Origin of the sequence: Mangrovimonas yunxiaonensis, assembly GCF_000733475.1 — a bacterium.
Taxonomy (GTDB): domain Bacteria; phylum Bacteroidota; class Bacteroidia; order Flavobacteriales; family Flavobacteriaceae; genus Mangrovimonas; species Mangrovimonas yunxiaonensis.
The window spans coordinates 713228-739539 of record NZ_JPFK01000007.1 but is presented as its reverse complement, the minus strand read 5'-3'; the positions used below and the strand labels follow the sequence as shown (position 1 = coordinate 739539).

Genomic DNA, 26312 nt, shown 5'->3' with positions numbered 1-26312 from the left:
GTTGAAAATTCTTGATCGCTACATACTAACCAGCTACCTTAAAACCTTTATCAGTGTACTTGTTATACTGCTAATGATTTTTGTTTTGCAAGCCGTATGGCTTTACATAAAAGAGCTGGCAGGCAAAGACCTAGATGTTACGGTCATTGCCAAATTTCTTATTTATGTTATACCAGAACTAATGCCTTTGGTTTTGCCTTTAACCATTTTACTTACCTCTATTATGGTTTTTGGTAATTTTGCCGAAAACTATGAATTTGCCGCCATGAAATCGACCGGGATTTCGTTGCAGCGCGCCATGAGAAGCTTAGGGGTTTTTATAACGTTACTGGCCATAACCACCTTTTTCTTTAGCAATAATGTTATTCCGTGGGCAAAATACAACTCCTACAATTTAAGGAAAAACATCGCCAAGCTAAAGCCCGCCATGGTTATTGCCGAAGGGCAGTTTAACGAGGTTGGCGATCAATACAACATTAAAGTGGCCAAAAAATCTGGCGATCGCGGGCAGTATTTAAAAGAGGTGATTATCCATAAAAAAGCCGATAACAAGCGTGGTAACTTTACAACCATTATCGCTAAAAACGGTGAACTTATTGGAAACGAAGATTCTGATGTGCTTCGCCTTATTTTATTTGATGGCTATTTTTACGACGATACGCCGCCAAAAGACTATAAAGACCGGGAAAAACACCCCATGGCCAAGAGCTATTTTGAAAAATACACCATTAATGTCGACCTATCTAACCTGAACGATATTGATCTTGACCAAAAAAACATATCGGACAAATACGATATGCTTAACATTCAGGATTTAAACTACACCATAGACACCCTAAAAACAGCCCAGACGAAAGAGCGAAAAGAATATGCCAATAACCTGTATAACAGAACTAGCATGCCGGTTATAAATACAGGGATAGATGTTAAAAAAACCGATAGCACTTTTAATGGCGACATCCTTTCTATTTTTAACAACAAGCAAAAAGTGCAGCTTATAGACCTAGCCCAAAACACTTTTAAAAGCACCAAACAAATTGTAACTTCAAAAGAAAAAAACCTAAAGAGCAAACAAATTTGGTTAAACAAACATATTATCGCCCTGCATGAAAAATTAGCTTTGGGCTTTGCATGCATTATTCTATTTTTTGTCGGGGCTCCCTTAGGCGCCTTAATTCGTAAAGGAGGTTTAGGATTACCTATGGTTATTGCTATTCTATTGTTTTTAACCTACCACTTTATTGGTATTTTCGCCAAAGAGAGTTCTGAGACAGGAAGCATTAACCCCGCCCTATCGCCATGGGTATCTACATTAATCATGCTGCCTTTAAGCATTTACCTAACCAAACGCGCCACAGAAGACCGAGGGTTGTTTGAGTTTGACCACCTTATAGAGCCCGTTAAAAAACTGCTCAACATAAAAAATAAAGACGACGATAGCGAGCGTAGAGAGCTTCCAGATGCCGTTGCAGAAATTATAGCAGACGAAGACCACACTGCACCCAAGCTAAGCACAAACAAACACCCCGAAGTGTTAAAACTTAAAGCAGATTATTTTGTCTATGCTAAATTTAGCCTAGTGTTTTGGATTTGTAGCGCTGTGTTTATTCCACTTTACTTTATATTAAAAAACAACAAACTTCCAGAAATTGCATTTATATGCATTCAATTGGGCATCGTAACATGGGCTATTTACCTTGTTTACTATGTGGTAGCGTACACCAAACTTGTTAAGCTTTACAAGTTGCTTCCTAGTACCTATGCCCTATCAAAACATGTGCTGCTGTTAATTTTAGGGATTGTACTATACCCTATTACCTATCTTTTAAGAAAAAATAAATTAAACAGCGACACTTCAGATAGTTTAAAATAACCCCTATCTTTGCACCAATATAAATACCGTTAGCTATGGCAACAGCAACCACATCAAGCAATTCAACTATTACATTAAACACCATTGAAGAGGCCATTAATGACATTCGCCAAGGAAAAGTTGTGGTGGTAGTTGATGATGAAGATCGTGAAAATGAAGGCGACTTTATAGCGGCTGCCGAAAAGGTTTCGCCCGAGATGATTAACTTTATGGCGCAACATGGCCGTGGCTTAATCTGTGCGCCACTTACCGAAGATCGCTGTCGCGAGCTGGACCTAAACATGATGGTACAGAACAATACCGTACTTCACCACACCCAGTTTACAGTTTCGGTCGATTTAATTGGCCACGGATGCACCACCGGTATTTCGGTACACGACCGCTCTAAAACCATAGAAGCCTTAGTAAACAACGATACCAAGCCTCACGATTTAGGCCGTCCTGGGCATATTTTCCCTTTAAAAGCAAAAAATGGTGGTGTTTTAAGACGAACAGGACATACCGAAGCTGCTGTAGATTTGGCTAGATTGGCAGGTTTAAAGCCCGCAGGTATATTAGTGGAAATTCTTAATGAAGATGGCACCATGGCCCGTTTGCCACAACTTGTTGAAGTGGCCAAAAAATTTGACTTAAAACTTATTTCTATAGAAGATTTGGTTGCTTACCGTATGGAGCACGACTCTTTAATAGACAAAAAAGAAGATTTTGAAATAGAAACACGCTTTGGCAGGTTTCGTTTAAGAGCTTACCAACAAACCACCAACGACCAAATACACATTGCCTTAACCAAAGGGTCGTGGTCTAAAAACGAGCCCGTACTTACAAGGGTGAACGCCACTTTGGTAAACAACGACATTTTAGGTACCCTAACCAATAATGCCGAACAAAAACTGGACGATATGTTTAAGGTGATAAACGATGCCGGAAAAGGCGCCATTATCTTTATTAATCAACAATCGCAATCCATGAACCTTTTAAAACGCTTAAGCACCTTAAAAGATACGCAAGTGTATGGCGAGGTTGTTAAAGCACCACGTATAGAAATGGATAGTAAGGACTTTGGTATTGGTGCCCAAATTTTGCACGATCTTAACATACACAAACTGCGCTTAATCTCCAATAGTGAGCAGACTAAGCGCGTTGGTATGATTGGCTATGGGTTAGAAATTATAGACTACGTTAAGTATTAATTCTCTAAAACCCTAAATTCTTTTAGCAAGCCTTTACTTATTGTATTAGGTACTTCTGAGATAAAGGCATAGCGCCCTGGCTCTAAAGTAGCCGTGAAAAATCCTTGGCTACCAGCGGACATATCATTAACGCCACCTAAAAACGTTATCCCTTCGGGTACTGGAGTAACTAGCCCTTTGGGGTTTGACCAATCCATCCATGCTTCTAATGCCTCTAAGTTGGCTGTATCATCAAGTTTTACCAAATTGATATCGTGCCATATAAAGTTTTCATGTGGTTTTTGGTCTTTAACAAACACCGAAAACACATGTTCCCCTTTAGTTATATCTTGGTCGTAAGAAATGCCTTCCTCTCCCGAGAGTGTGATGTTAATAGTGGGTTCTGGTGGGGTATGTCCACTGTCCTTTGCTGTAACGATTAAGGCTTTGGCCATTCCCATAAGGCTATGGAATTTTCCGTTGGGCATTTTTACATAGCACTCCATAACATAATATCCAGGATCTAATTTTATGGTTGTTATGGCTGTATGCCTAGCAGCAATTAATCCAGAACCTCCAGAGAATACAATATCACCATACCATGCTGGCAATTTGGCAAACTCGGCAAAGCCTTCCTCTGCTTTACCCGCATTAATAAGGTCCATTCCTGCTCCAAATACCGGAGCTATTTCAGTTTTAGTGTGTTCTTCTGTCTTACCCTCGGGGTATTTACCCAATAAAAAGAAATGTGCTTCGTTAGACCGGTTTTCATATTTAAAGGTGTTCCAGCCCGATGTAATGGTATCTGCCATTTGGAATTCCATACTCGTTGTTAAAATGTCTATAACATTAGAAGGTGCTTTAATGGCTTCTTCAACTTCTATTGCTACTTCTTCAATAGGTTCTGACTTTTTTTCGTTTTTACAACTTGATAAAATTGCCAGTGGCAATATAACATACAGCACTTGTTTTAATTTGATTTTCATAATTAGTTGATTAATTGTTTGTGATTAAATTACTATAAAAAAATGAATTGACAATTTTTCCATATAGTTAATACTTTAAGTCATACACTATCCGTACATTTGGTTCTGCGTATAGCCTTTTTATTATAATTTTCTAGTTATCAGTATCTTGATAATCCATCGCCTCAGAATAATCTGTTCCATCAGAGGATTGCTGGATAGTTATTGTATTAACTTGAATATTTGAAACTTTTAACCATATTGTAGATTGAGTCTGTCCGTTTCCTACAAGGTTATCTATTCTTATAATTCCTGAACTTTCATTCTCATAAACCCAATCACCATTTGCAATATAACTAGTGCCTTGTACAACTTTTTTTTGTTCGTATTCGCCATTTGAATGAAAATAGATATCAGCGGCAAAATCATCTGAGTCGTACCACCATTTGTCTAAAAACGTCGACGAGTTATTTGGATCATTAGATGTATTATCATCATCGCTACTACAACTTGTTACTAGAGTAAGCAGTGTTATAAAAATGCTTACTAATCTTGAATAATTGCTATTCTTCATAAGTTTTATGTTTATTTTATAATAATTCGTTTAGTGGCTTGTTTGTCGCCTATTGTTATTTTTAGCAGATACATCCCTGCACTCAATTTATCTACAGCAAACTCATTTTTATTTTCTACAGAAAGTGCTAATTTCCCTAGTATGTTGTATAGTTCAAGTTTATCAACCTCTATATCTGAAACAATTGTTAAGGTTTCAGAGGCTGGATTAGGGTAGACTTTTATACTACTCGAAACCACTTCTTGATTAACATCTAAGATTTGATCCTCCTGAAGTGGATTGATAAACCCTTCAGACACTAAAATACTTCCTACACTAACTTCCTGAATATTAACCTCGCCAATAGTGTATATCAATTCAACATTACCATTAAATACACTAGTACCACCGCTGTCTATACTAAATTTCTCTATGGTTTGGGCTGAAACTAAAGCACTAGAAAGTATTAGTAGCAGTACTATATACTTTTTAAAAATCGTTTCTCGATACATATCATTAGTTTTTAACCAGTTCTACTGGCGTACTGTTAAATTGTTGCTTTTCCAAAGCTTCTACCCTTTTTAGGAGCCCCTGCAAAACTTGGCTTTGTTCTGCACTAGCCGTTTCCTGATTTTGAATGGTTTGGGCTTGCTGATCTATAATAGCTTGCTGTTCTTGTATGGCTTTAATAAGCACTGGAACAAGCTCAATATAGCTTACGCTTAAGGTTTTGCCTTTATCTTCTGCTTCGTGTACAATCTCGTTAATGATAGGTTGTACTTCTTGGGCTATTAAGCCTAAAGATTTTCCTTTCTCAGGATAGCGCTTCCAATTATAAGAAACTGGAGCTAATTCTAATATTTCATTTAATCCATAAGGTAGATCTTCGATGTTGTTTTTTAAACGCCTATCTGAATTCTGGGTAAGTGTACCAGCTAATGTAGCATTACCATTTCTTAAAACCGTTAATGCATTTGTACGAACATCATTAATACCATCTACATACTGACCATTTCCTATTTCAAATAATGGGTCTGTTGTAGAAGCTTGTAACGGATCGCCACCACCAACATTAAATAGACCTATAGCGGTAGTGTTTGGCGCTTCTGCCCTAGTACCTATTCCTAAAGCTGTAGATGAATTTCCCGAAGCCACTGTTCCTGCTCCCATAGCCGTAGCTTGTGTTCCGGTTGCCATGGTGTTGACACCTGATGCAAACGAACTATAACCAGAAGCCGTGGTTTGATATCCCAAAGCAGCAGCGTAATCGCCAGTAGCACCACGAGTTGTAGAACTTGCGGGACTGTAACTTAAATCGACTGCAAAATTAGCGATAGGCCCATAGTTTTCAGGGTTCATCCCAATAAGTCTTCTACCAGTTCCATTACCTTCATTAATGGCTTCTAACCCTGAATTATTAGAACTTTCTGCATATAAAGCGTAGGGTACTGCTTTAAATTCGGTTGTACCCATATCTGTAAGTCCAGAACCTGTATCTATTTGAACTTTTAAAAAGTGTGAACCAAAAAAACTTCCCCAGTTAATGTCTCCATAAACATCTTCATAGCCAGCCTCAGGGGTTCCCTCTCCAATATTAGCTATAACAATCCCATTGACATCTGTAGTTACTGTATGAGCTTCTATATAAACAGGATCCAAAAAACCTATTTCAGGGCCTTCTAAAATTGAAAACTCTATGGTAATATTTTGGTTGGCAACTACATTGCCCGAGTTGTCCTTAATTAAGGCTTTGTAGTTGATACCTTTTTGGGCTGTCGCTGTGCCCGATAGCATAAATAATAAAGCTAAAAGCGGTAGTATTTTTGTTTTCATAATACTTTATTTTATGGGTTATAAACTAATCTAGAACGTGGTTTAATTCATTTTAATTAATAAGGCATAGCTCTCGTGTTTTCCAGGCATCAATCAATAGGAAGGTTGTATTCAAACTCTCCTGTTATTGTATGCAACAACTGTTGTGTAAATGATGGCGGTGCATCTGCATACGCATTAAAATATGCAGTGCCTTCAAAACTGCCTTTTATGTGGGTGAGCGCCAGCATGCCATACGAATCGGGAGCTTCTTCAACCGCTGTAATGGTTACCGAAAGTGTTTTTGATAAAAGACTAGTAGTCAAATCGTTAAAACCGTCGTTATTACTGTCGTAAAATGCGTCTTCACTTAAAAACCTAAGAGTCATATAAAATGTTGGATAAGCATCTACCCAGCCTTCGGGCGTTAATATCTCTCCAACCTCTAGTGGCCCTGTATGAGCAGGCAAAGCCATTTTCACTTCAAAATAGTCGTTGGGCGCTGCTCCCCAAGTTACATAAGTCAAACTGGTCGTCCTAACGGTACCTTCATTTGTGTCTTGGTCATAAGCAATTCCAACAGCACCAGAGAAGCCTTCTTCGCCTATATTTTCTGTATTATAGTCTTCATCTTCTAGAACAATCTCAAACAAGCCATTTACTGCGCTTCCATTTATGCTAAATTTCACATAAGAGTTGGCACTAGTATTGTTTAGCGGGATATTTATATGGTTTGGTCCACCATCGTCCTTACTACAAGAAAGTAATAAGGACAATGTTAACGTGCAAAAGACTAGCAATGCATGTTTTAATTGTTTCATGGTTATTTCTTTTTAAATTATGTTATAACAGGCTAGCAAACCATTTTTCATAATATTTACCTAAAACGGGCAATGGTTTTTGGTTTTCGTTAATGGCATTTATAAGTCCCATAATCCATAGAAAGATGAGCGCAAACGACCCCAATATTGAAATTAACCAGCCCAGAATAGGAAGCATGCCTATAATGCCCAAAGACAGCCCAGTTACCGCCAACCCTAAGGCTTGTACAATATGGTATTGTGCTAAAGGGTGTTTTTTATCTTGGTTCATAACAAAGGCTAAAACAAGGCCAATAACGGTAATGTAAGCTATAATGGCTATATTTTTCCCACTGTTATCTACTGCTGTGCTTTGGTGGGTAGGCGGTTGGTTTTGTGTTTCCATAATGTTTAGGTTGTTTTAATTGCTAATGTTTTTATTTTCCGATTAGTTGTTGCTAAACTCAAACTCACCACTTACCGTATGAATTTCGGTTTCCTCCTGCCCGTTGTTATCATAGGTAAGTACAAAAGTCCCAGAAAATGTGCCCTTGGCGCTTTGCAGCCCTTGGGCAATTCCCCCTGAGGGGTTTATTTGTATTTCGGAAATGGTAGTCGACACTTGGTCTACTTCAAGAATGCCTAAATCGTCTGGGGCTATGATAAAGACATCGTTACTATTAAGATCACCGCCTCCCCAATTCCAAGTTCCTGTTTCTGCCGGTAGTACAACGGCAAATTTTGCCCCGTTTTGACTGTCGAACAGGATAATTTGAATTACAGCAACATCTCCTGTTAATTCTGCTGAAAAATAGGTTCCTGTTGCACCAACCGTTTCGATGGAATTCGTCTGATTAATGGAAAAATCGCCATTTAATACGGGACCAGAAATGGTATAATCTGCATAATTATTTCCTCCGTTATTATTATTGTTGTTATTATTGTTGTTGGGGTTTTTATTGCTGTCGCTATCATCACTACTACAAGAAAAAGTTAAGGTTAACGCGCAAAAAATGGCTAATACATGTTTAAATCGTTTCATGGTTATGTTTTTTAAAGGTTATAGAATAATAGGCTTGTTGACCATTTTTTTATTCCTTGCCGATAAACAGTGGTTTACTTGTTTTGGATAGTTAAATGTATTGTGAAAGTAAAAAAGTGTATTGCACTTATGTAACAAAGTGTTGCACTTATGTAACATGCCTTGAAATCCCTTATTTTACTGGTGTTTACAAGTAACCAAAAGTGTTTATTAGGTGTGAATGGGACGTTTGTTAAAGCATTTTATAAAATTAAGCCGCTAAATTGCCCCTCTTATTGGTTAAACCAGTTCTAAATTTGACATCCTTTAAAAAAAATACTTCCATGACACTTAAAAAAATATGGGTATCGTTTTTAATTTACTAATATTACTAACAAAAGGCTTATCTAAATTAGATAAGCCTTTTTAATAAAATAAACTGTTACTCTTTTAGTTTGCAGGGACTGTAAAGGTTTGTAACATGCCTTTAGACATTGGACTTGGCACTTCTGCCACCAACGCATAGGTTCCTGGTTTTAATAGTGCACTAAAATAGGTTGTAGTTCCTGCTGGCGCCTCTTGGGTACCACCTATAAAAGTTACACCCTCTGGACCGTGTCCTGCAAGTCCTGCTGGAGCAGCCCAGTTCATCCAAGCATCCAGTTCGGTTAGGTCGGCATTATCTTCTAATTTTACCAAATGCACATCGTGACCTAGAAAATTATCGTGAACCGTTTGATCTTGGAAATGCACAGCAAATGTACGTTGCCCCGGTAAGATGTTAGATGGAAGTGTGATACCGTTAGCACTAGATATTGTAACTTCAAAATCGGCTTGTGGCTCTGCTTGATTGTTGTCCTCATCGGTCACTACAATCTGGTCTATCATCCCTAATGTGGTGTGAAAAGTACCATCTGGCAATTTCACGTAACACTCTATAACATAGGTTCCTGGGTCTAAATACGCTGATGCTACTGCCGAAGTTTCTGGAGAAACCATTCCTGGACCACCAATTATTACAACTTGAGAGTACCAAGCTGGTAAATTACCAAAAGCAGCCAAAGCATTTGTTCAATCGCCATCCATAATATAATACATACCGTTTTGAAAAGATGGTACTACTTCTTCTAAGGAGTTAGAAACTTCATATCCTTCTGGCATTTTTTCCAAAACAAAAAAGTGAGGATGATGCGACTCGTTGTTGTACCTAAAAGTCGTCCACACAATGCATATTTTACTCATTTACAGAGTATTGAAAGGTATTCGGAAGGGAAACGGCTATTTTTAACCGTTCTTATTTTATGAATTCTGAAACCGATAATCCTATAAGCGCTTTTTAGTTTTCTGTGTAATTGCATACAGCTGATGTGCATTAGTGGCTTCTAAAAAAAAGGTTGCTTCTTTTCAATACCTATACGTGCCAGCACTTTATTTATAAAGCACTGGCACGTATAGTCTGTTTTTAGTTTTTATAAATTTTAGGTAATAACTTAAGTTATTGCCGCGTCCATTCTTGATAACTCCCAGCACCCAAAGCATCTACTGATATCCAAATAACATCATCCGATTGAAAATTTATAGTAGCACTGTAGTAATTATAGTCGCTACCCAATTCGGAATGCGAAAAATCACTAATATCGTTTTCCACAATATTCATCCATTTTATATCATCTATCTCAAAACCAGATGTTACGGGGTCTACAATTAAGCCAGTATCATCGACAACTTCTATAATCATCCCCTCGTTTCCAGCATGGTTTCCACCAGTACGCTGCCAAACCCCCTGCAAATCTGCTAAGGTGTAATTTTCCTCGTTGTTATTATTGTTGTTGTTATTGTTATTATTGTTGTTTTGTGGATTGTTTTGATATGGGTTTAACAAAGGATTATCCTCTGAGCATGCCGATATAAAACATACCACCATGATGTATAAAAATATGTGCTTTAATCTTACTGTAGTTTTCATAATATTTATTTTAAAGTTATTGTTGAATTACGTTTTGTTTACAATGTTTAAAAGGTTGAATTTTGTATGGTTTTTTAACCGGCGTCTAATGGTCTTACAAGAATAGCCCCCGAAACTTGCGATGTAAATGGGGGAGAAAAGTTTAACATCTCGGCATTAAACTCTAACTTAAAATATGGAACTGTAGATCCATAATATTGATGCTCACCATAATTGGTTATGGTTAACGTGCCCGACTGTGCCATCAATATATTATCATTGTAGGTGATTGTCATTAGAGACTCTACTTCGGTATTTGCTGTACCAAAGTTGGCTGGCTGATTGCCGTTCATTATCATACTGATGGCTATCGTTAATTCGTTAGATTGGTTCTCGTCGTCTAAGGTTAATGTAAGGCGATCTACACCGTCCTGTTGTTGCCTAACAGCCACAACTGTATTGTCTGGAATGTCTCCAGAAAAAGCATCGCCATCTATGCTGCCTCCAGAAAATACGATATCGTAAGTATGGTTTAACCCCTGATTGGTATTATTGGGTGGGTTGTTGTTGTTATTTACAAGCGGATGGTCATCCTTGCTACAGGAAAATAAGGTGGCTACTACTAGTATTAGTAAACCAAGCATTTGGGTACGAAGGGTAATTGTTTTCATTTTAAATAAGTATGGGTTAAATAATTCTTGGTATGGGTACATTAGCGCAAATCTTGAGGCGCCTACATAAATTTTTTATAGTCATTGGAGTTTATCTTAATATCCTGCTTTTCTAAAGCCACACAGCGCATGGTTATGGTTTCGGGTTTTCTTTTTGAAGTATCGGTAACCTGCATGTCTAGAACAAGGCCATTTATTTGGGCCATCCATTGCTGGTTGGCGGTTTGTTTAGTATTGGCTAGGTTGTAAAATTCATGCGGAAAACTAATGTCTGCACTTTGGGTTACCCAAACATGGCCTTTCATGTTGCTGGAAGTAATAAGGTATTCTTCGCAAGGGTACCCCAGTATGGTTTTTGTCTTTCCAGATTTTTCAATATGGGCATCGCTTTGGCTATCTTCGTTAGCGATAATTTGGTTAACATCTAAGGATGTGCTCATTACCATTTTACTGTTGCCCGCCTCGGTATATACAAACATGGTTTTTTTCTCCAAATCCATAACGTTGGTCATGGTACTTGCAGACGCAATGGTACTGCCAAAATAGGATTCTCCTTTGGCCAAATAATAGGTTATGGCCGTGTTATATGAATCGCTCTGCAGCTGCATAACATACTTATGGCTAAATTGATAAACCGCTCTTGGCGATTTACTAGAGGCTCCTTTTGAAGATTTTTTGTTCCTTTTCTTCGAGGTCTTTTTTCTGTTGAATGTGGAATCGAAAGCCTTTTCGGTTTCCTTTTTGCTTTTCTGTTCAACTTTTCGTTCTACGGTACGCTCTGCAGAATTAACGGCCTTGTCTGCCAAACGCTCTAAAAATTGGGCTTGTCCCGTAAACGAAAATAACAGGCCAACGCTTAGCGTGATAATACATTTTTTGATTTGTAGGTCTTGATGTTTCATTTTTTAATAATATTTATGGTTTTTACGACTTTATCCTTTAACAAAATATTAAGCTCGTACGCTCCTTGCTTTAAATGGTCTATACGCATATAAATCTTATTGCTATTAAAGCTGTCTTTTTTTTGCTTATCCACTTGATTACTATTTATCCATTAAAAAAGGTGAGGTAAATGTAGCTAGGAGAAAGCACCTTACATTCATCAGATGTTCCAAATTATAACACAAATGTTTCATGGGACTAAAAAGAAGCTGTAATCACCTCAATATAAGCGATATATCATTTAATAAATTACCATTAAATCTTAATTTTTGTGGCTTTTTGTAAGGCTATAACAATCAGCAAACCATAGCACAAACCTTCTTACTTCCTAAAAACCAATAAAAAAAGGGTGCCGATTTTTTAAAAAATCAACACCCTTTTACACTGATTAATAGCTTCTTTTTAAAACACTTATTTTTTTATAATGTGTATTGTGGTTTTCTTATGTAAAGATACGTATAAATACAACTGGCGTATAAAACATATGTAACCAACATTAAAACATATGTAACATTGTTTAAAACATCCCTATGTAAAAAGGAGGTTTTATAAAGGCACGCGGTTTTCAATAAACTCTTTTGGGGTACACCCATAGGCTTCCTTAAAGCATTTGTTAAAGTAGGACGGCGAATTAAAACCAACCTGATAGGCAACTTCTGAGATTGAACAGCTTGAGGCTTTCAAGAGGTCTACAGCCAACTTTAAACGTTGCGATCTAATTACTTCGCTAGTAGACTTACCTACAATGGCATGTAGTTTCCTGTGCAGTTGAGTCCTACTCATTTGCATAAGTTCGCTAAACTTTGCGCTGGTAAACTCAGGATCTGTTACATGCGCTTCCAATACAAGCTGTAATTGCTTTAAAAATTCGTTTTCTGTAGTGGTAATGGCCAAGTCTGGGTTTATACTAAGGGTTTTCCCATAATACAATTCTAACTTATTACGCGCTTCTATTTGCTTGGCCACAATAAGTTTTAGTTTTTCGCTGCTAAATGGTTTTGTTATATAGGCATCGGCCCCAGTTTTGTAACCTTCAATTTCATTTTCTTCCCCTATTTTGGCCGTTAGCAATACAACTGGAATGTGGCTGGTTAACGTATTGGTTTTTATCTCGTGGCAAAGGGTTATGCCATCTTTTATAGGCATCATTATGTCGCTTATAACAAGATCTGGCAAGTTTTCAATGGCCTTTTCTACGCCTTCTTGTCCGTTGTTTGCCGTAATAATGGTATAGGTGGGCTTAAATAACGACGTGACAAACTCCCGTATGTCATCGTTGTCTTCTACAATAAGTAATTTGGGTAACGTTCCATTTGTTTTGCTAGCTTCGGTATGCTGGGGTATGTCGCTTTCCCTTGTATTATCGAGTACAATTTCATCGGTATTAAACGCCGCTTTGGCTACAGGCAGGGTAACGCTAAATTGCAAGCTATTATCGCCTACGTTGTTGGCAACGATGGTCCCTTTAGAGAGGTTAACAAGTTCTTTTACTAAAGCCAAACCTACGCCTACCCCATCTGAGGCTTCATTATCTTGATAAAACCGCTTAAACAAATTATTCAGGTTCTCTATGGTTACTTGGTTGGTTTTATTTATTATCGAGAGAATAACATCGTCGCCGTTTTGGCTTACGCTAAAACTCACCTCACTTCCTTTTGGTGCATATTTTATGGCATTAGACAATAAGTTTGAGACAATTTTTTCTACGATGTCCTCGTCAAACCAAACGTGCTTTAATTCGCCTATAAATACGTTTAGAGTAATATCCTTTTCCCTTGCTTGGTATTGAAAAGCCTCGATTAACTGGTTTAACAGTATGGTTAAGTTTCCTTTAGAAACCTTTAGTTTTTGCTGGCCGGAGTCTATCATGGATAAATCCAACATTTGGTTCACCAAATTCAATAGCCTATTGGCATTTTGCTTTACTAAAAAGAGTTCCTTTTTGTCGACTGCATTTAAGTCCTTCTTTTTTAACTGGCTTTCAATAGGCCCCGATATTAATGTTAACGGTGTTCTAAACTCATGGGAAATGTTGGTGTAGAGTTTGGTTTTTAGTTCGTCTAGTTTTTTTAATCGGGTGGTTTCTTTATGCTCAAACTCCAGTTGCATTTTCATGTGCCACCGCCATTTTAAGTACCTATACACCCAAATGCTAAGGGCAAAAACCAATAGGGCATAGCAAATAATGGCTAATGTGCTTAAAAACCAAGGTTTTTTTATCGTGAACGTATAGGTGGCGGGCACGTTGTTCCAAACCCCATCGTAGTTACTAGAAATAACCTTAAACGTATATGTATTTGGTGGCAGGTTGGTGTAATGTGCCGTATTATTATTTCCTGAAGAAATCCATTCTGGGTCATGATTTACCAATTGGTATTTATACTTATTTCTATTGGGTTGGGAATAATGCAGTCCAGAAAATGTAAACGTCATGGTATTCTGGTTTGCCGAAAACGCATTGTCCTGTACAATGGGGTGTGGCTTTGCAAAAATATCGAAGCCTGTAATTACGGTTCTTGGCTTATTTGAATTGTAAGACAATTGGCTAGGTTTAAACCAATTTAACCCTTCCAGCCCACCAAAATACAGGGTACCATTCTCGTCTTTAAAGTAAGCCCCTGTATTAAATTCATTGGTTTGCAGACCATCGTAATTACTAAAGTTTTCAATATCAACTATTAAATCGGTGTTTATGGTTATTTTACTCAAGCCTTTGTTCGAGCTCAACCAAAGTTTGTTTTTAGCACCTGGTAAAATAGCATAAACAACATTATTAGCCAGCCCCTCGTTTGTGGTAAAATGCTTTATGCTTTTTTGTCGTGTGTTATACGATTTTAATCCATTGCCGTTGGTACCCACCCATAGCACACCCGCATGGTAATAAAGCGATTTTATCCGGTCTGAAATGGCGTCAATCTTCGCAATACTATCGGTTTTGGTATTTAATAAAAATACGCCATCAGACTCCATGCCAATATAGAGCTGGCCATCATCACCAGCTTCTACCGTACGAATGGCATCGGAGGTTAAGTTCGAGTTTTCAGAATTATATTTTTTCACCACGCCCTGTGCTTCATCAAAAAGGATAAGGCCATTTAAAGTACACAACCACAGCCTGTTGTTTGAGGCGTTGTAAATTTTCCAAATCGACATGCCTTTCGTATCTTCAAAAGTTTTAAATGCTGCATCGCCTACCATTTTTTGAAGCCCATTATTTTGATGCCCTACCCACAACTTACCATTCTGGTTACACAAACTCATAATCCTATTGCTTGCCAAGGTAGAATTACTGGTTGTGTGTATGTTATAGGTGTTGGTTTTAAAATCGATGCTTGTAAGGCCTTTATTCGACGTTCCCAACCAAACGTTTCCTGCATGTTCAACAATAGCCCGCACAAAATCTATATTGATATGGCCTGGCGTTTGCTTATTGGTGAGCACATTAAATTTCACCAAATCCTCGTCGTAATAACTTAAACCCGAACCATCTGTCCCCAACCAAACGATTCCTGTAAAATCTTCATACAGGTTTAACACATCGTTATAATGTAAGGCATAGGGATCTGTTTTGTTGGCTAAAAAATGTTGAATGCTCGCTTTTTTGAAATCGACCAAATAGGCGCCATCGCCATAAGTGGCAATCCATAGTTTTCCGCTACTATCAACCAAAATATCCTGAATAATTAAATCATCTGGTAAAGCAGCATGCTTAAAACCGGTAAATGGTTTAAAGGTCATCGTCCCATCATCTGCCACAAACAACCCTTTACCATAACTCCCAAGAAATAGCTTGTTATTTTGGGCAGACTTTGCCAAGGCACTAAAATTTGTGTTCTTGGAAACATCAATAAACCTATAGGTATTGTTTGCGCCTATTTCTAGTATTCCATTTGATGTCGCCACCAAAACCTTCTCGTCTTGCTGATACAAATCGTAAGCAACCAAGTGTTTGTCCTCTGCCTTAAGAATTTGTATGGTATCGTTGGTTTTATGTTGTATTTTATAAAACCCAGAGCCATACGTCCCTATAAAATAATCGTTACTTGTGGTTTGTAAAACAGCGCTCACCTTGTTAATGTTGCTCACTAACTCAAAGGTTTCAGGCGCGTTGCCTTGCTTATGAAGCCGTCCCGAATTGGCGATAAACCAAACGTTATCATGATTATCGACATAAACTTTTCCTAGCTTGCTAAAAGTATTTCGGGTCACATCTTCAAATTGATATGGAAAATGCTTAAACTGTTTGCCATCATACTTGTTTAACCCGTCTTGCGTGGCAAACCACATAAAACCTGTATGATCTTGGGCAATGCTTACCACACTATTTTGCGACAACCCCTGCTCTACTGTAAGTTCGCGAAATGCAACTTGTTTTCCATCTTGGGAGAGCATAAAAGTAGGCCATGCAAAAAGAAAAAGATATAATTTAAGGCGATTCATTAATAGCTGGTTTTCTCCTATTAAAGGTATCAAAAATTTCTTATATAGTCGAAGAAATTTCTTGCAGCGCCGTTTAGTGCCTTAAATTAAACTGCTTGCATCGCTTATAATGCGACCGTTTTTACGGCTATTTTTCTCTTTTTAAACCCACAAATATTTTTTAAGCATGTTAAAAATGAGCGTATTACACCAGTATCTTTGGAGCAACTGTGCCAAATTATTTTACCTTCGCTAAGGCACAATCACTCCATTTTGTTTAAGATACTTGTTTCATGGTTATTTTTTAATAACTACCCTACGGGTATGTTGTCCTTGAGAAGTGGTTATTCTAAGCAAATAGAGTCCTTCCTCAAATCGATCTACTTTAATTTTTTGCGCTTGCTTATCGTAAAACAAACGTCTTCCTTCAATATCGAAAAGTTCGACCATTAGTATATCATCTAACGTTTTAATGAACAATTCGTCTGTTACCGGATTGGGATAAACAACAACTTGCGAGGCTTTGTCAGCGCGATCTCCCTGATTAGTGCATTTTACTTTTACATTAGGACGATACACCTCGTGATTGTTACAATCTGTACAGGCCATTTTGCATACTTTGGCATGAGCAATCACATAAACATCGCCCCCACTTAGAGAAGACACATCCAACCCTTCAATTTTAAAGCTGTTTAGGTTATCCAGATTATTTCTTCCTATGGTATAATGCCCTGGCGCCACAGTATTCCTACGTCCTTTTTTAGGATATGGTGTACAGCCTACATAAAAATGAATGCCTTTTAAAACATATCCAGAGTTTATGCTGTATGTTACATCCAGTTCGTCATTTGCATAATCGATTAACAAGGTGCCTACAAACGCTCCATTATCAATATTACATTGTCCCGCACCGGCATAAAGATTCATGTTATAGGTACCTGCTCCATTCAATTGGTTTGTCCAACCCCAGTTACCAAAGCCATCATCCATAAAACAGATGTTATTATCCCCTAAGGCATAAGCTGCATCACATTCTAAATCAACATCATCACAGGCGTCTCCTATGCCATCGCTGTCAGCATCTGCTTGGTCTGCATTGGCCGTATCTGGACAGTTGTCTACATCACCACACACGCCATCGCCATCGCTATCGTTATTAGGATCATTTGGACAAGCGTCGCAGTCATCTGGAATGCCATCTTTATCGGCATCGGCCAGATCGTCATAGCCAGGACAAATGTCATCTGCATCGCAAACGGTATCTTCATCAGCATCAGGACAAGTTTCGCAACCTTCATCAATAATACCATCGCAATCATTATCAATACCATCACAGATCTCTGGGTTGCCTGGGAAAGCCTGCGAGTCATTATCATCACAGTCTAAATCACCACACACGCCATCACCATCGCTATCGTTATTTGAATCTAACGGACAGGCATCGCAACCATCTGGTGTGCCATCGCCATCTGCATCAAGATTATCATCAAATCCTATACAGATGTCTGCATTGTTGGCAACGTAGCCATCAGGTTGTTGACAGGCTTCTGTAGTATTGTTAGGGTCGCCATAACCGTCGTTATCGGCATCGGCATACCAGGTTGTTGGCGCGCCAATGTTGGCGTCATTATCATTACAGTCGGTATCGGCACAGATGCCATCTTCATCAGCATCCTCGCAGTTGTCACAGCCATCGGGAACACCATCGCCATCGCTATCTATAGCATCGTCATGGTTTGGACAAACATCGCAGCCATCCGGCACATTATCTCCGTCGGCATCGGCTAGGTCGTTAAAGCCTGGACAGATATCGTCGGAATCGCATACGCCATCGCCATCGCTATCGTTATTTGAATCTAACGGACAGGCATCGCAACCATCTGGTGTGCCATCGCCATCTGCATCAAGATTATCATCAAATCCTATACAGATGTCTGCATTGTTAGCAACATAGCCATCAGGTTGTTGACAGGCTTCTGTAGTATCGTTAGGATCACCATAACCGTCGTTATCGGCATCGGCATACCAGGTTGTTGGCGCGCCAATGTTGGCGTCATTATCGTTACAGTCGGTATCGACACAGATGCCATCTTCATCAGCATCCTCGCAGTTGTCACAGCCATCGGGAACACCGTCGCCATCGCTATCTATAGCATCGTCATGACCCGGACAAACATCGCAGCCATCCGGTACATTATCTCCGTCGGCGTCGGCCAGATCGTTAAAGTCTGGACAAACATCTTCAGAATCGCATACACCATCGCCATCGCTATCGTTATTTGAATCTAACGGACAGGCATCGCAGTCGTCTGGTGTGCCATCTAGGTCGGTATCAACCAAATCATTTCCTTGGCAGATATCGTTACAATCGAGAACGCCATCGCCATCAGAATCCAGCGACACCCCATTGGTATCTACATTATCAGGACAGGGAGAGTTAATCTCTTGGTCGTCAGAATTATCAACATAACCTTCAGGCTGTTCACAAGCTTCTGTAGTATTGTTAAGGTCACCATAGCCATCGCCATCTACATCGGCATACCAGATTGTTCGTGCGCCTATGTTGGCGTCATTATCGTTACAGTCAATATCGGCACAGATACCATCTTCATCAGCATCCTCGCAGTTGTCACAGCCATCGGGAATACCATCGCCATCTGCATCAAGATTATCATCAAACCCTATACAGATGTCTGCATTGTTAGCAACATAGCCATCAGGTTGTTGACAGGCTTCTGTAGTATCGCTAGGATCACCATAACCGTCGTTATCGGCATCGGCATACCAGGTTGTTGGCGCGCCTATGTTGGCGTCATTATCGTTACAGTCGGTATCGGCACAAATGCCATCGTCATCGGCATCTTCGCAGTCATCACAGCCATCGGGAATACCGTCGCCATCTGCATCAAGATTATCATCAAACCCTATACAGATGTCTGCATTGTTAGCAACATAGCCATCAGGTTGTTCACAGGCTTCTATAGTATCGCTAGGATCACCATAACCGTCGTTATCGGCATCGGCATACCAGGTTGTTGGCGCGCCAATGTTGGCGTCATTATCGTTACAGTCGGTATCGGCACAAATGCCATCTTCATCAGCATCCTCGCAGTCGTCACAGCCATCGGGAACGCCGTCGCCATCTGCATCAAGATTATCATCAAATCCTATACAGATGTCTGCATTGTTGGCAACATAGCCATCAGGTTGTTGACAGGCTTCTGTAGTATCGCTAGGATCACCATAACCGTCGTTATCGGCATCGGCATACCAGGTTGTTGGCGCGCCAATGTTGGCGTCATTATCGTTACAGTCGGTATCGGCACAAATGCCATCTTCATCAGCATCCTCGCAGTCGTCACAGCCATCGGGAACGCCGTCGCCATCTGCATCAAGATTATCATCAAATCCTATACAGATGTCTGCATTGTTGGCAACATAGCCATCAGGTTGTTGACAGGCTTCTGTAGTATCGCTAGGATCACCATAACCGTCGTTATCGGCATCGGCATACCAGGTTGTTGGCACACCTATGTTGGCGTCATTATCATTACAGTCGGTATCGGCACAGATACCATCTTCATCGGCATCCTCGCAGTTGTCACAACCATCGGGAATACCATCGCCATCGCTATCTATAGCATCGTCATGGTTTGGACAAACATCGCAGCCATCCGGCACATTATCTCCGTCGGCATCGGCTAGGTCGTTAAAGTCTGGACAAACATCTTCGGAATCGCATACACCATCGCCATCGCTATCGTTATTTGAATCTAACGGACAGGCATCGCAGTCGTCTGGTGTGCCATCTAGGTCGGTATCAACCAAATCATTTCCTTGGCAGATATCGTTACAATCGAGAACACCATCGCCATCGGAATCCAGCGACACCCCATTGGTATCTACATTATCAGGACAGGGAGAATTGATTTCTTGGTCGTCAGAATTATCAACATAACCTTCAGGTTGCTCACAAGCTTCTATGGCATCGTTAGGGTCACCATAGCCATCGGTATCGGCATCGGCATACCAGGTTGTTGGGCCTCCAATGTTGGCGTCATTATCGTTACAGTCGTCACTATTGCTTACATAGCCTGTTGGCTGATTACAGTCTTCAGTAGTGGTATTTGGATCTCCCAAACCATCATCGTCCGTATCAGCATACCAAGTTGTTGGGTCTGTACAGTCTCCCAAAATGTTTATGGTGTAATCCTCTACTTGGCCCCAAGTTGAGTCTCCGCAAGGTGTCCTATTTACAGGACTAGAAGGAAAAATTAATCTAATGCGCATTACAGTGTTTCCTGAAAGCGCCTCTGCCGGAATTGTAATGTTTTCGTTATTTGTTTGAGATGCTGGATCGAGACTAATAACGTTTTCTCCCAAATCGGTGAAGTCTCCGTCTTGGTTATAATCAATCCAGACATATAATTCATCATTAGAATCAAAATTGCTTATAGAAATTGACATTGGATAGGTTTCTCCGGGAGTAACAGAGGTTGATATTTCTGTAAAATCTTCATAACCTGATGTATCAGTCGAATTGTTGTTGATTGTATTAAACGTTACATTAGATATTTTTTCATACCGTGGATCAGTTGCTCCAGCATCGCAGTAATTATAATCTCCTGTGCTAAACGGTAAGATATCTGAATAGGCTGTGGGTGTTCCCAAACATACACTTCTAATCTGAACCTCATAATCAGTAAGTAGAGTTAAACCAGAAATTTGCTGGAAAGGATATAGAATATTAGAAATTGTAATCCAATTAGTCTCTCCCTGTTGGCGGTATTGAAGTTCATAATAATCTACTCCTGAAAGGGGATTCCATGAAATCAGGACACTATTCCCATTATTTTCAATAACCACGAGGTTTTGCGGAATAGACGAAGTGCTACAAAAGTCGCCTTCGCCAAGTAAAATGGTATAGTCTTCTACTTCTCCAAAAGTCATATAGCCACAGGGATCTGAACTCCCTCCAGAACCGGTATCGTATGCTCTAATGCGCATTCGTTTTTCACCCGAATCGAATCCTAATGGAGCCGTGATATCTACCGAGTATTGAGATAATCCAGCTGTTGAATTATATTCCAATTCAGAACTATCGAAGATTTTATCATCATTCCAATCAATCCATACCGAAATGTAAGTAGATCCTCCAGCATTCTCTAAATCAGCAACCAATGTTTGTGTTTCTCCAGGTTGCATACAGGTGCCTAGACCAGACAAATCGGAATAAAAGCTTGAGGATGAACTATGGTTTATATCCCCCATACTAACATTATTAATCCAAAAGGCCTGTTGTATGTCAACTCCTGCTAGGCAATATTGGGCGGCATTGCTATATCTGGCCACCTCATGCTTCATTTCTCGGAGTGTTCTCGCGTTGTCTGCTTGTACAGCATCTCCTATTGGGTCTCCTGCGAAAGTAACAGTAGGGTCGGAAAAATAGGGAATGCTTGGGCCTGGTATACCATCTGCATAGGTCATCACGGTTCTAAAATCATTTCCATCCTGATCTCGCCATCCACTAGACCAATCATTTTCAGGCCAATCTAACCATTGTGTTGGGCCAGGAGCTTGGCTCTGGTATCGGTAATGGTCGACACCCATGTTATGCCCTAATTCATGAATAAATGTTATTGGACTGTTTGCTTGGCTGATTACTTTAATATTGGAAAATGCTTTACCCGGGTGGCCGTAGCGCGTTGTATTAAGGTGGGCTATACCACCAATACCATCACCAGAAAAATTAGTGAAAACTGAGACCAAATCGGCATTATGGATTTTTCTTAGCTGATGAACTTCGTCCATTTCTCCATCAGTGCTATTACGCAGGGCTTCCAGGTCGGCACCAGCACCCACTTCTGTATAGTTTACTAATTGGGAATGTGCCAGTTGAAAAGTAATGCCAAGGTTATTATTCGCAGACACATCATTTGCAATAGAGATTGCTGCGGAGATGGCATTATTGATACCGCCTTGATTGGCATCTGCCCAAGCTTCTGCGGCTGGGGTGTAAACCATTAACAAGCTTATAGTTGCTGGATCGGAGGATGAAGATACATCCAAACAGGTTTCCCCTGGGTCTATTCGATTAAAGGTGTTGGTATTTGGATTTTCAATTCCCCGAGAATCATCCATAGACAACTCTTCGGCGCCACACTTAAAAGCTTCCGTACGCGTCTCATCCATTAAAAATAAATGAGCCATGCCCGATTGGGAATTATACCTACTTGTATACTGCTCATTAAGCTCTGGGATGTTTAAAAAAACTAAAAATGATTGCCCTGAAACTGTAATGTAACTACTTGCAAACGGGTACTGCTCAAGTTTAAGCGTTAGAGAGGTAACACCGTTTACATCGGTATGCTTATTACTAATAACAGCATTATAGTCCTTATCACTAAATAATTGCATTCGGATTTTGGTGCCTACGGTAAGGTTGGAATGCCTAGAAATTGAAGGATTTAACTTAAATTCCCTCGCTCTTTTGGCATCCTTAAAAAAGGGATTTTCTGAAAGTTCTTTGCTGGAAATTTCTACATGGGTGTTTAATTGGGATTCATTGAGGTCAATGCTTCCAGATTGTGCCTGGGCAAATGTTAAGGCGAAAACACTGATTAGAATGGCATACAGTTGTCTCATGACTCTACGTTTTGATTAATAGCTTACTTTTTGTTGACAAGCCATTTCAAATTAGACGGACAGCGAACTGATACTGCATGCCCACGTTATCGTGTGGGCGATGCAATCCCTAATTCAAAATAGAACATGTCTTGTACAACAAATGCAGGTTATTTATCAAGATTTGGAAGTCATTGAAAGTGATATTGGTTTCTTTTTAATCAATTATTTTGATTACGTAATTTAATTGTTATGAATGATGCACTAAACTAAAATAAAGCTGTGAGAATGAATTGCACGTATGTAACAAAGTATAACACATATGTAACCAAATGCAAATACGGCTACCAACTAGGCGTATATTTTAAAACAAAAACAGCCATTTATAATTCCTAGTGATTATATTCAAACTCCCCACTTATTTGATGATCTAGACTTTCAAGTAATTTGCTAAATGCAGCAAACCCTTCTTCGGTTTTCCCTTCGTTTATCAGATCCATACCTTCTTCAAATACCGGGTCAGCTTCATTTTTAAAATTTTATGATGTAATCCCTTCGGGCATTTTTGCAAACCTAAAAAAAATGGGGTTCGTTAGCTCTATTGTCATATTTAAATGTATCCCAACCAGAGGTAATGGTATCAGCCATAATAAACTCCATACTTCTTGTTAAAATATCTATTGTATTTGTTGGCATTTTTACAGCATCCTCTACCTCTACTGTCTCAATAACAGGTTCTAATTTTTTATTATTTTTACAGTTAAACACTGTAAAAAAAGCAAAACAAATAAGAATAGTTGGTTTAATTTTCTCATAATTCAGTTTATTAAACTATTAATATAAAGCTAGTTAATTATTATTTTTTTAGAGTTTGAACCTTTATCTGTTTCAACTTTTAATATGTAAATACCGCTTTTTAATGGTTCTACATTAACTGTATTACTCGTCATTTCTAAATAGACTTCTTTTCCTAAAGCATCAAATAAAGATATTTTGGTAATATGTGCATCTGTCGTTATATGAATTTGTTGTTGAGCTGGGTTTGGGTAAACAATTATCTTATTTTCTTCTACAATATTTGTCGTTAGTGTATTCCTGTCTAAAACCACTAATGTAGTAGTAACAGGTAATCTTCCGTTCTGGGAATCAAAGTCAAACGTTTTTGTGAATGTTAAGGTTTGAGGGTTAAACTCAAATACAGTTCCATAATTGTGCGTTCCGCCTTCTGAGGTCACTCCGTAAAGCTTGTTATTTAATTTTGTTAAGCTACCAAGAGGTTTAGCTCCTGTTAACACATCATTAAAATCAAAAACCTTAGAAAAGGTATTGGTTTGTATATCATATTTAAAGATAATTCCGTTACCATTTACACCTCCTTCTGAAGTCAATCCGTAAAGTGTATTAGCATCAAACTGAAGTAAGTTTCCATAAGGAAAAAAGCCATTCATACCATCATATTCAAACTCGTGCAACTTATTGAGTCCTGTTGTAAAATTCCATTCAAATATCACACCTCCAGATTGCAGACCGCCTTGAGTGGTCATCCCATACAGCTTTCCATTTGTGGCTTCAATTAAACCACCGTTGGGAAAAGCACCATCTTCAAGGTTAAAATCGTGAATTTTGGTATAATTTTCTGTATCTATATCGTACTCAAAAATAGTTCCAGCAGAAACTTCATTTTCCATGTAAATACCTTGACCTCCTACTGATGCCATTCCATAAATTTTATTATTTGACGCCTGCATCAAATCTCCCAATGGAGTGCCACCAAGAGTTTCGCCAAAATCATGCTTTTTAGAATACGTATTTGACTGTAAATCATATTCATACAAAACCCCAATACCATTATCTCCTCCTCGATAAGCTGTTCCATATAATTTACCATTAGTAGCTTCTAACAGACTGGCTCTTGGTAATACTCCTGATTCTGCACTGGTAACAGGAAGTGCTTCAAAACTATAAAGTCTTGTATACAGGTTATTTACTGGATTAAATTCAAAAATAGCTCCTGAATCATTAAGTCCGCCACGATACGTCAATCCGTAAAATTTTTGTCGGCTTTCAGAATACATCAGACTACCATCTGGTCCGGCCCCATCTTCAGCACTGTTAAACTTAAAAATAGGATTATAGGTATTTGTAGTCAAATCAAAACTATAGAACATACTATTAAATGTGGCGACTCCACCATAAAGGGTTTTAAAAGCAATACTATACAGTTTACCATCTGATGCCTCCAAAAGACCTGTATAAGGATAAAAGCCAGAATTCACATCAAAACCATACAGCAAATCAGACTGGTCTGTAACCGGATCGTATTCAAATATTGATCCTATTTCTGCTGCACCACCATACGCTGTAACACCATATAGTTTGTTATTAGATGCCAGTGTAAGTTTAGGTCCTGGAGAATACCCTAAATTGTTTGAAGAAGCAAAACTTAATAATGTGGTATAGGTATCTGTTGATATATTGTATTTGAAAAGAATACCATAATCTTCTGAGCCTCCTTCGGAAGCTGTACCAAACAGCTCTAGAGAACTGTTTGGACCTTCTACCAATGTTCCCAGCGGATAAGCTCCGGAAGTTGCAGTAGCTCCAAAATTAAATAAGCTAGTCAATGTATTGGTAAGAAAATCATATTCAAATAATACTCCATAATCATATGTTCCACCTTCACTGGTTAAGCCATACAATTTTCCATTACTTGCTTCAAACAAAGATTCATAAGGTCGTCTTCCCGGATTTGATGCATTACCATCAAAATCGATCTTTTTTGTGTAAGTGTTAGTATTGAGATCAAATTCAAAAATAACACCATCACCATAAGCGCCTCCAACAGAGGTCATTCCATATAGTTTACCATTAGAAGCTTGGATAAGTTCTCCTTCGGGAGCTCTACCATTTAAATCATTAAAATCATGTAGCTTTGTAAACATGTCTTGTATGTAATCATATTCAAAAATAATTCCGTCTCCATGGGCTCCACCCTCTCGCGTCATTCCGTAAAGTTTATTGTTGACTTCAACAAGCGCCCCTTCTGGTCGGTTTCCGTTTGTTGAGTTTACTGCACCAAACTCATCAACACCAAATCTGAATTTAGCTTCAAATACATTGGTTACCGGATCATACTCGTATAATATGCCTGGCGTATTATCGCTGTCGTAGTAAACGCCGTATAAATAAATTCCAGAATAAGGTGACAAGCCATAAAACTTACCATTTGAAGCTTGTATAATTTCGCTTTCAATCTCATAGCCATCCGTTTTAAAAAAATCGTACTGGACTTCCAGATTTTCGGCATTTTCATCTGTCTTAAATATGGTACCCATATCTGATTTTCCACCTCTAAATGTCATTCCCCATAACTCAATCTCTTCCTGAGAAAGAATAATGCTGGGTATAAGCATACTAATTACTGCTAGTGTTTTTACGTGTAGTTTTATTTTCATAATTTTATTTTTTGATTAATAACTAATTTACCTTTGTAAGCTTACTTAGGCTGAATACTTTTA

The 26312-nt window shown here is 38.9% G+C and carries 18 protein-coding genes; 2 read left to right on the top strand and 16 right to left on the bottom strand.

Translation table 11 applies throughout. From position 1 onward, the window contains the following. The first annotated feature begins 1 nt into the window (after nt 1). Nucleotides 2-1873 (top strand): LptF/LptG family permease, encoded by a 1872-nt coding sequence (locus IA57_RS10730; RefSeq protein ID WP_084176753.1) that lies wholly within the window; start codon nt 2-4, stop codon nt 1871-1873. Nucleotides 1874-1908: 35 nt separating this feature from the next. Next, nucleotides 1909-3063, top strand: coding sequence for a 3,4-dihydroxy-2-butanone-4-phosphate synthase (gene ribB / locus IA57_RS10725; protein WP_036123081.1), 1155 nt, complete (start codon nt 1909-1911; stop codon nt 3061-3063). On the opposite strand, the gene IA57_RS10720 is transcribed toward ribB, so the two are convergent. The 16 genes from IA57_RS10720 to IA57_RS10650 form a co-directional block, all read right to left on the bottom strand. After that, complete coding sequence (locus IA57_RS10720; RefSeq protein ID WP_036123079.1) at nt 3060-4028, bottom strand: hypothetical protein; 969 nt, start codon at nt 4026-4028, stop codon at nt 3060-3062. The two genes, ribB and IA57_RS10720, sit on opposite strands and share 4 nt — an antisense overlap. 133 nt (nt 4029-4161) lie before the next feature. Beyond that, a complete protein-coding gene (locus IA57_RS10715) occupies nt 4162-4581 on the bottom strand; it encodes a hypothetical protein (RefSeq protein ID WP_036123076.1) in 420 nt (139 codons plus the stop codon). Between the two features lie 11 nt (nt 4582-4592). Next, the gene (locus tag IA57_RS10710; protein WP_036123073.1) at nt 4593-5072 is read right to left on the bottom strand and encodes a T9SS type A sorting domain-containing protein; all 480 of its coding nucleotides are present in this window, start codon (nt 5070-5072) and stop codon (nt 4593-4595) included. 4 nt (nt 5073-5076) lie between these two features. Further along, nucleotides 5077-6393, bottom strand: a complete 1317-nt coding sequence (locus IA57_RS10705; RefSeq protein ID WP_036123070.1) for a tail fiber domain-containing protein — start codon at nt 6391-6393, stop codon at nt 5077-5079. 89 nt (nt 6394-6482) lie between these two features. After that, nucleotides 6483-7193, bottom strand: coding sequence for a hypothetical protein (locus IA57_RS10700; RefSeq protein ID WP_036123067.1), 711 nt, complete (start codon nt 7191-7193; stop codon nt 6483-6485). Between the two features lie 22 nt (nt 7194-7215). Further along, entirely contained in the window at nt 7216-7578 is a 363-nt protein-coding gene (locus IA57_RS10695) for a DUF4870 domain-containing protein (protein WP_036123064.1), read from the bottom strand. Between the two features lie 42 nt (nt 7579-7620). Continuing rightward, nucleotides 7621-8214 (bottom strand): hypothetical protein, encoded by a 594-nt coding sequence (locus IA57_RS10690; protein WP_036123062.1) that lies wholly within the window; start codon nt 8212-8214, stop codon nt 7621-7623. Between the two features lie 429 nt (nt 8215-8643). Continuing rightward, a complete protein-coding gene (locus IA57_RS10685) occupies nt 8644-9255 on the bottom strand; it encodes a hypothetical protein (protein ID WP_051881042.1) in 612 nt (203 codons plus the stop codon). Nucleotides 9256-9264: 9 nt separating this feature from the next. After that, nucleotides 9265-9435, bottom strand: a complete 171-nt coding sequence (locus IA57_RS12645; RefSeq protein ID WP_160171691.1) for a hypothetical protein — start codon at nt 9433-9435, stop codon at nt 9265-9267. 253 nt (nt 9436-9688) lie between these two features. Then, entirely contained in the window at nt 9689-10159 is a 471-nt protein-coding gene (locus IA57_RS10680) for a hypothetical protein (RefSeq protein WP_131505684.1), read from the bottom strand. A 74-nt stretch (nt 10160-10233) separates the two neighbouring features. Next, complete coding sequence (locus IA57_RS10675) at nt 10234-10809, bottom strand: hypothetical protein (protein ID WP_131505683.1); 576 nt, start codon at nt 10807-10809, stop codon at nt 10234-10236. A 62-nt stretch (nt 10810-10871) separates the two neighbouring features. Beyond that, nucleotides 10872-11711: a DUF4412 domain-containing protein gene (locus tag IA57_RS10670; protein WP_036123055.1), complete on the bottom strand. Its 840-nt coding sequence runs from the start codon at nt 11709-11711 to the stop codon at nt 10872-10874. Nucleotides 11712-12297: 586 nt separating this feature from the next. Next, a complete protein-coding gene (locus IA57_RS10665) occupies nt 12298-16191 on the bottom strand; it encodes a hybrid sensor histidine kinase/response regulator transcription factor (protein ID WP_036123052.1) in 3894 nt (1297 codons plus the stop codon). A gap of 276 nt (nt 16192-16467) precedes the next feature. After that, on the bottom strand, nt 16468-22815 hold the full coding sequence (locus IA57_RS10660) for a GEVED domain-containing protein (RefSeq protein ID WP_036123049.1): 6348 nt from the start codon (nt 22813-22815) through the stop codon (nt 16468-16470). Nucleotides 22816-23367: 552 nt separating this feature from the next. After that, nucleotides 23368-23490 carry a hypothetical protein gene (locus IA57_RS12750; protein WP_262493264.1) on the bottom strand — a complete coding sequence of 41 codons (123 nt, stop codon included), beginning with the start codon at nt 23488-23490 and terminating at the stop codon, nt 23368-23370. A 149-nt stretch (nt 23491-23639) separates the two neighbouring features. Continuing rightward, nucleotides 23640-26249, bottom strand: a complete 2610-nt coding sequence (locus tag IA57_RS10650; protein ID WP_036123043.1) for a choice-of-anchor tandem repeat GloVer-containing protein — start codon at nt 26247-26249, stop codon at nt 23640-23642. Nucleotides 26250-26312: the final 63 nt, after the last annotated feature.

Excerpts from the sequence above, each read along its gene's own strand:
- ribB (WP_036123081.1), top strand. The coding sequence starts at position 1,909 with ATGGCAACAGCAACCACATCAAGCAATTCAACTATTACATTAAACACC.
- IA57_RS10720 (WP_036123079.1), bottom strand. The coding sequence starts at position 4,028 with ATGAAAATCAAATTAAAACAAGTGCTGTATGTTATATTGCCACTGGCA.
- IA57_RS10715 (WP_036123076.1), bottom strand. The coding sequence starts at position 4,581 with ATGAAGAATAGCAATTATTCAAGATTAGTAAGCATTTTTATAACACTG.
- IA57_RS10710 (WP_036123073.1), bottom strand. The coding sequence starts at position 5,072 with ATGTATCGAGAAACGATTTTTAAAAAGTATATAGTACTGCTACTAATA.
- IA57_RS10705 (WP_036123070.1), bottom strand. The coding sequence starts at position 6,393 with ATGAAAACAAAAATACTACCGCTTTTAGCTTTATTATTTATGCTATCG.
- IA57_RS10700 (WP_036123067.1), bottom strand. The coding sequence starts at position 7,193 with ATGAAACAATTAAAACATGCATTGCTAGTCTTTTGCACGTTAACATTG.
- IA57_RS10695 (WP_036123064.1), bottom strand. The coding sequence starts at position 7,578 with ATGGAAACACAAAACCAACCGCCTACCCACCAAAGCACAGCAGTAGAT.
- IA57_RS10690 (WP_036123062.1), bottom strand. The coding sequence starts at position 8,214 with ATGAAACGATTTAAACATGTATTAGCCATTTTTTGCGCGTTAACCTTA.
- IA57_RS12645 (WP_160171691.1), bottom strand. The coding sequence starts at position 9,435 with ATGAGTAAAATATGCATTGTGTGGACGACTTTTAGGTACAACAACGAG.
- IA57_RS10680 (WP_131505684.1), bottom strand. The coding sequence starts at position 10,159 with ATGAAAACTACAGTAAGATTAAAGCACATATTTTTATACATCATGGTG.
- IA57_RS10675 (WP_131505683.1), bottom strand. The coding sequence starts at position 10,809 with ATGAAAACAATTACCCTTCGTACCCAAATGCTTGGTTTACTAATACTA.
- IA57_RS10670 (WP_036123055.1), bottom strand. The coding sequence starts at position 11,711 with ATGAAACATCAAGACCTACAAATCAAAAAATGTATTATCACGCTAAGC.
- IA57_RS10665 (WP_036123052.1), bottom strand. The coding sequence starts at position 16,191 with ATGAATCGCCTTAAATTATATCTTTTTCTTTTTGCATGGCCTACTTTT.
- IA57_RS10660 (WP_036123049.1), bottom strand. The coding sequence starts at position 22,815 with ATGAGACAACTGTATGCCATTCTAATCAGTGTTTTCGCCTTAACATTT.
- IA57_RS12750 (WP_262493264.1), bottom strand. The coding sequence starts at position 23,490 with ATGCCAACAAATACAATAGATATTTTAACAAGAAGTATGGAGTTTATT.
- IA57_RS10650 (WP_036123043.1), bottom strand. The coding sequence starts at position 26,249 with ATGAAAATAAAACTACACGTAAAAACACTAGCAGTAATTAGTATGCTT.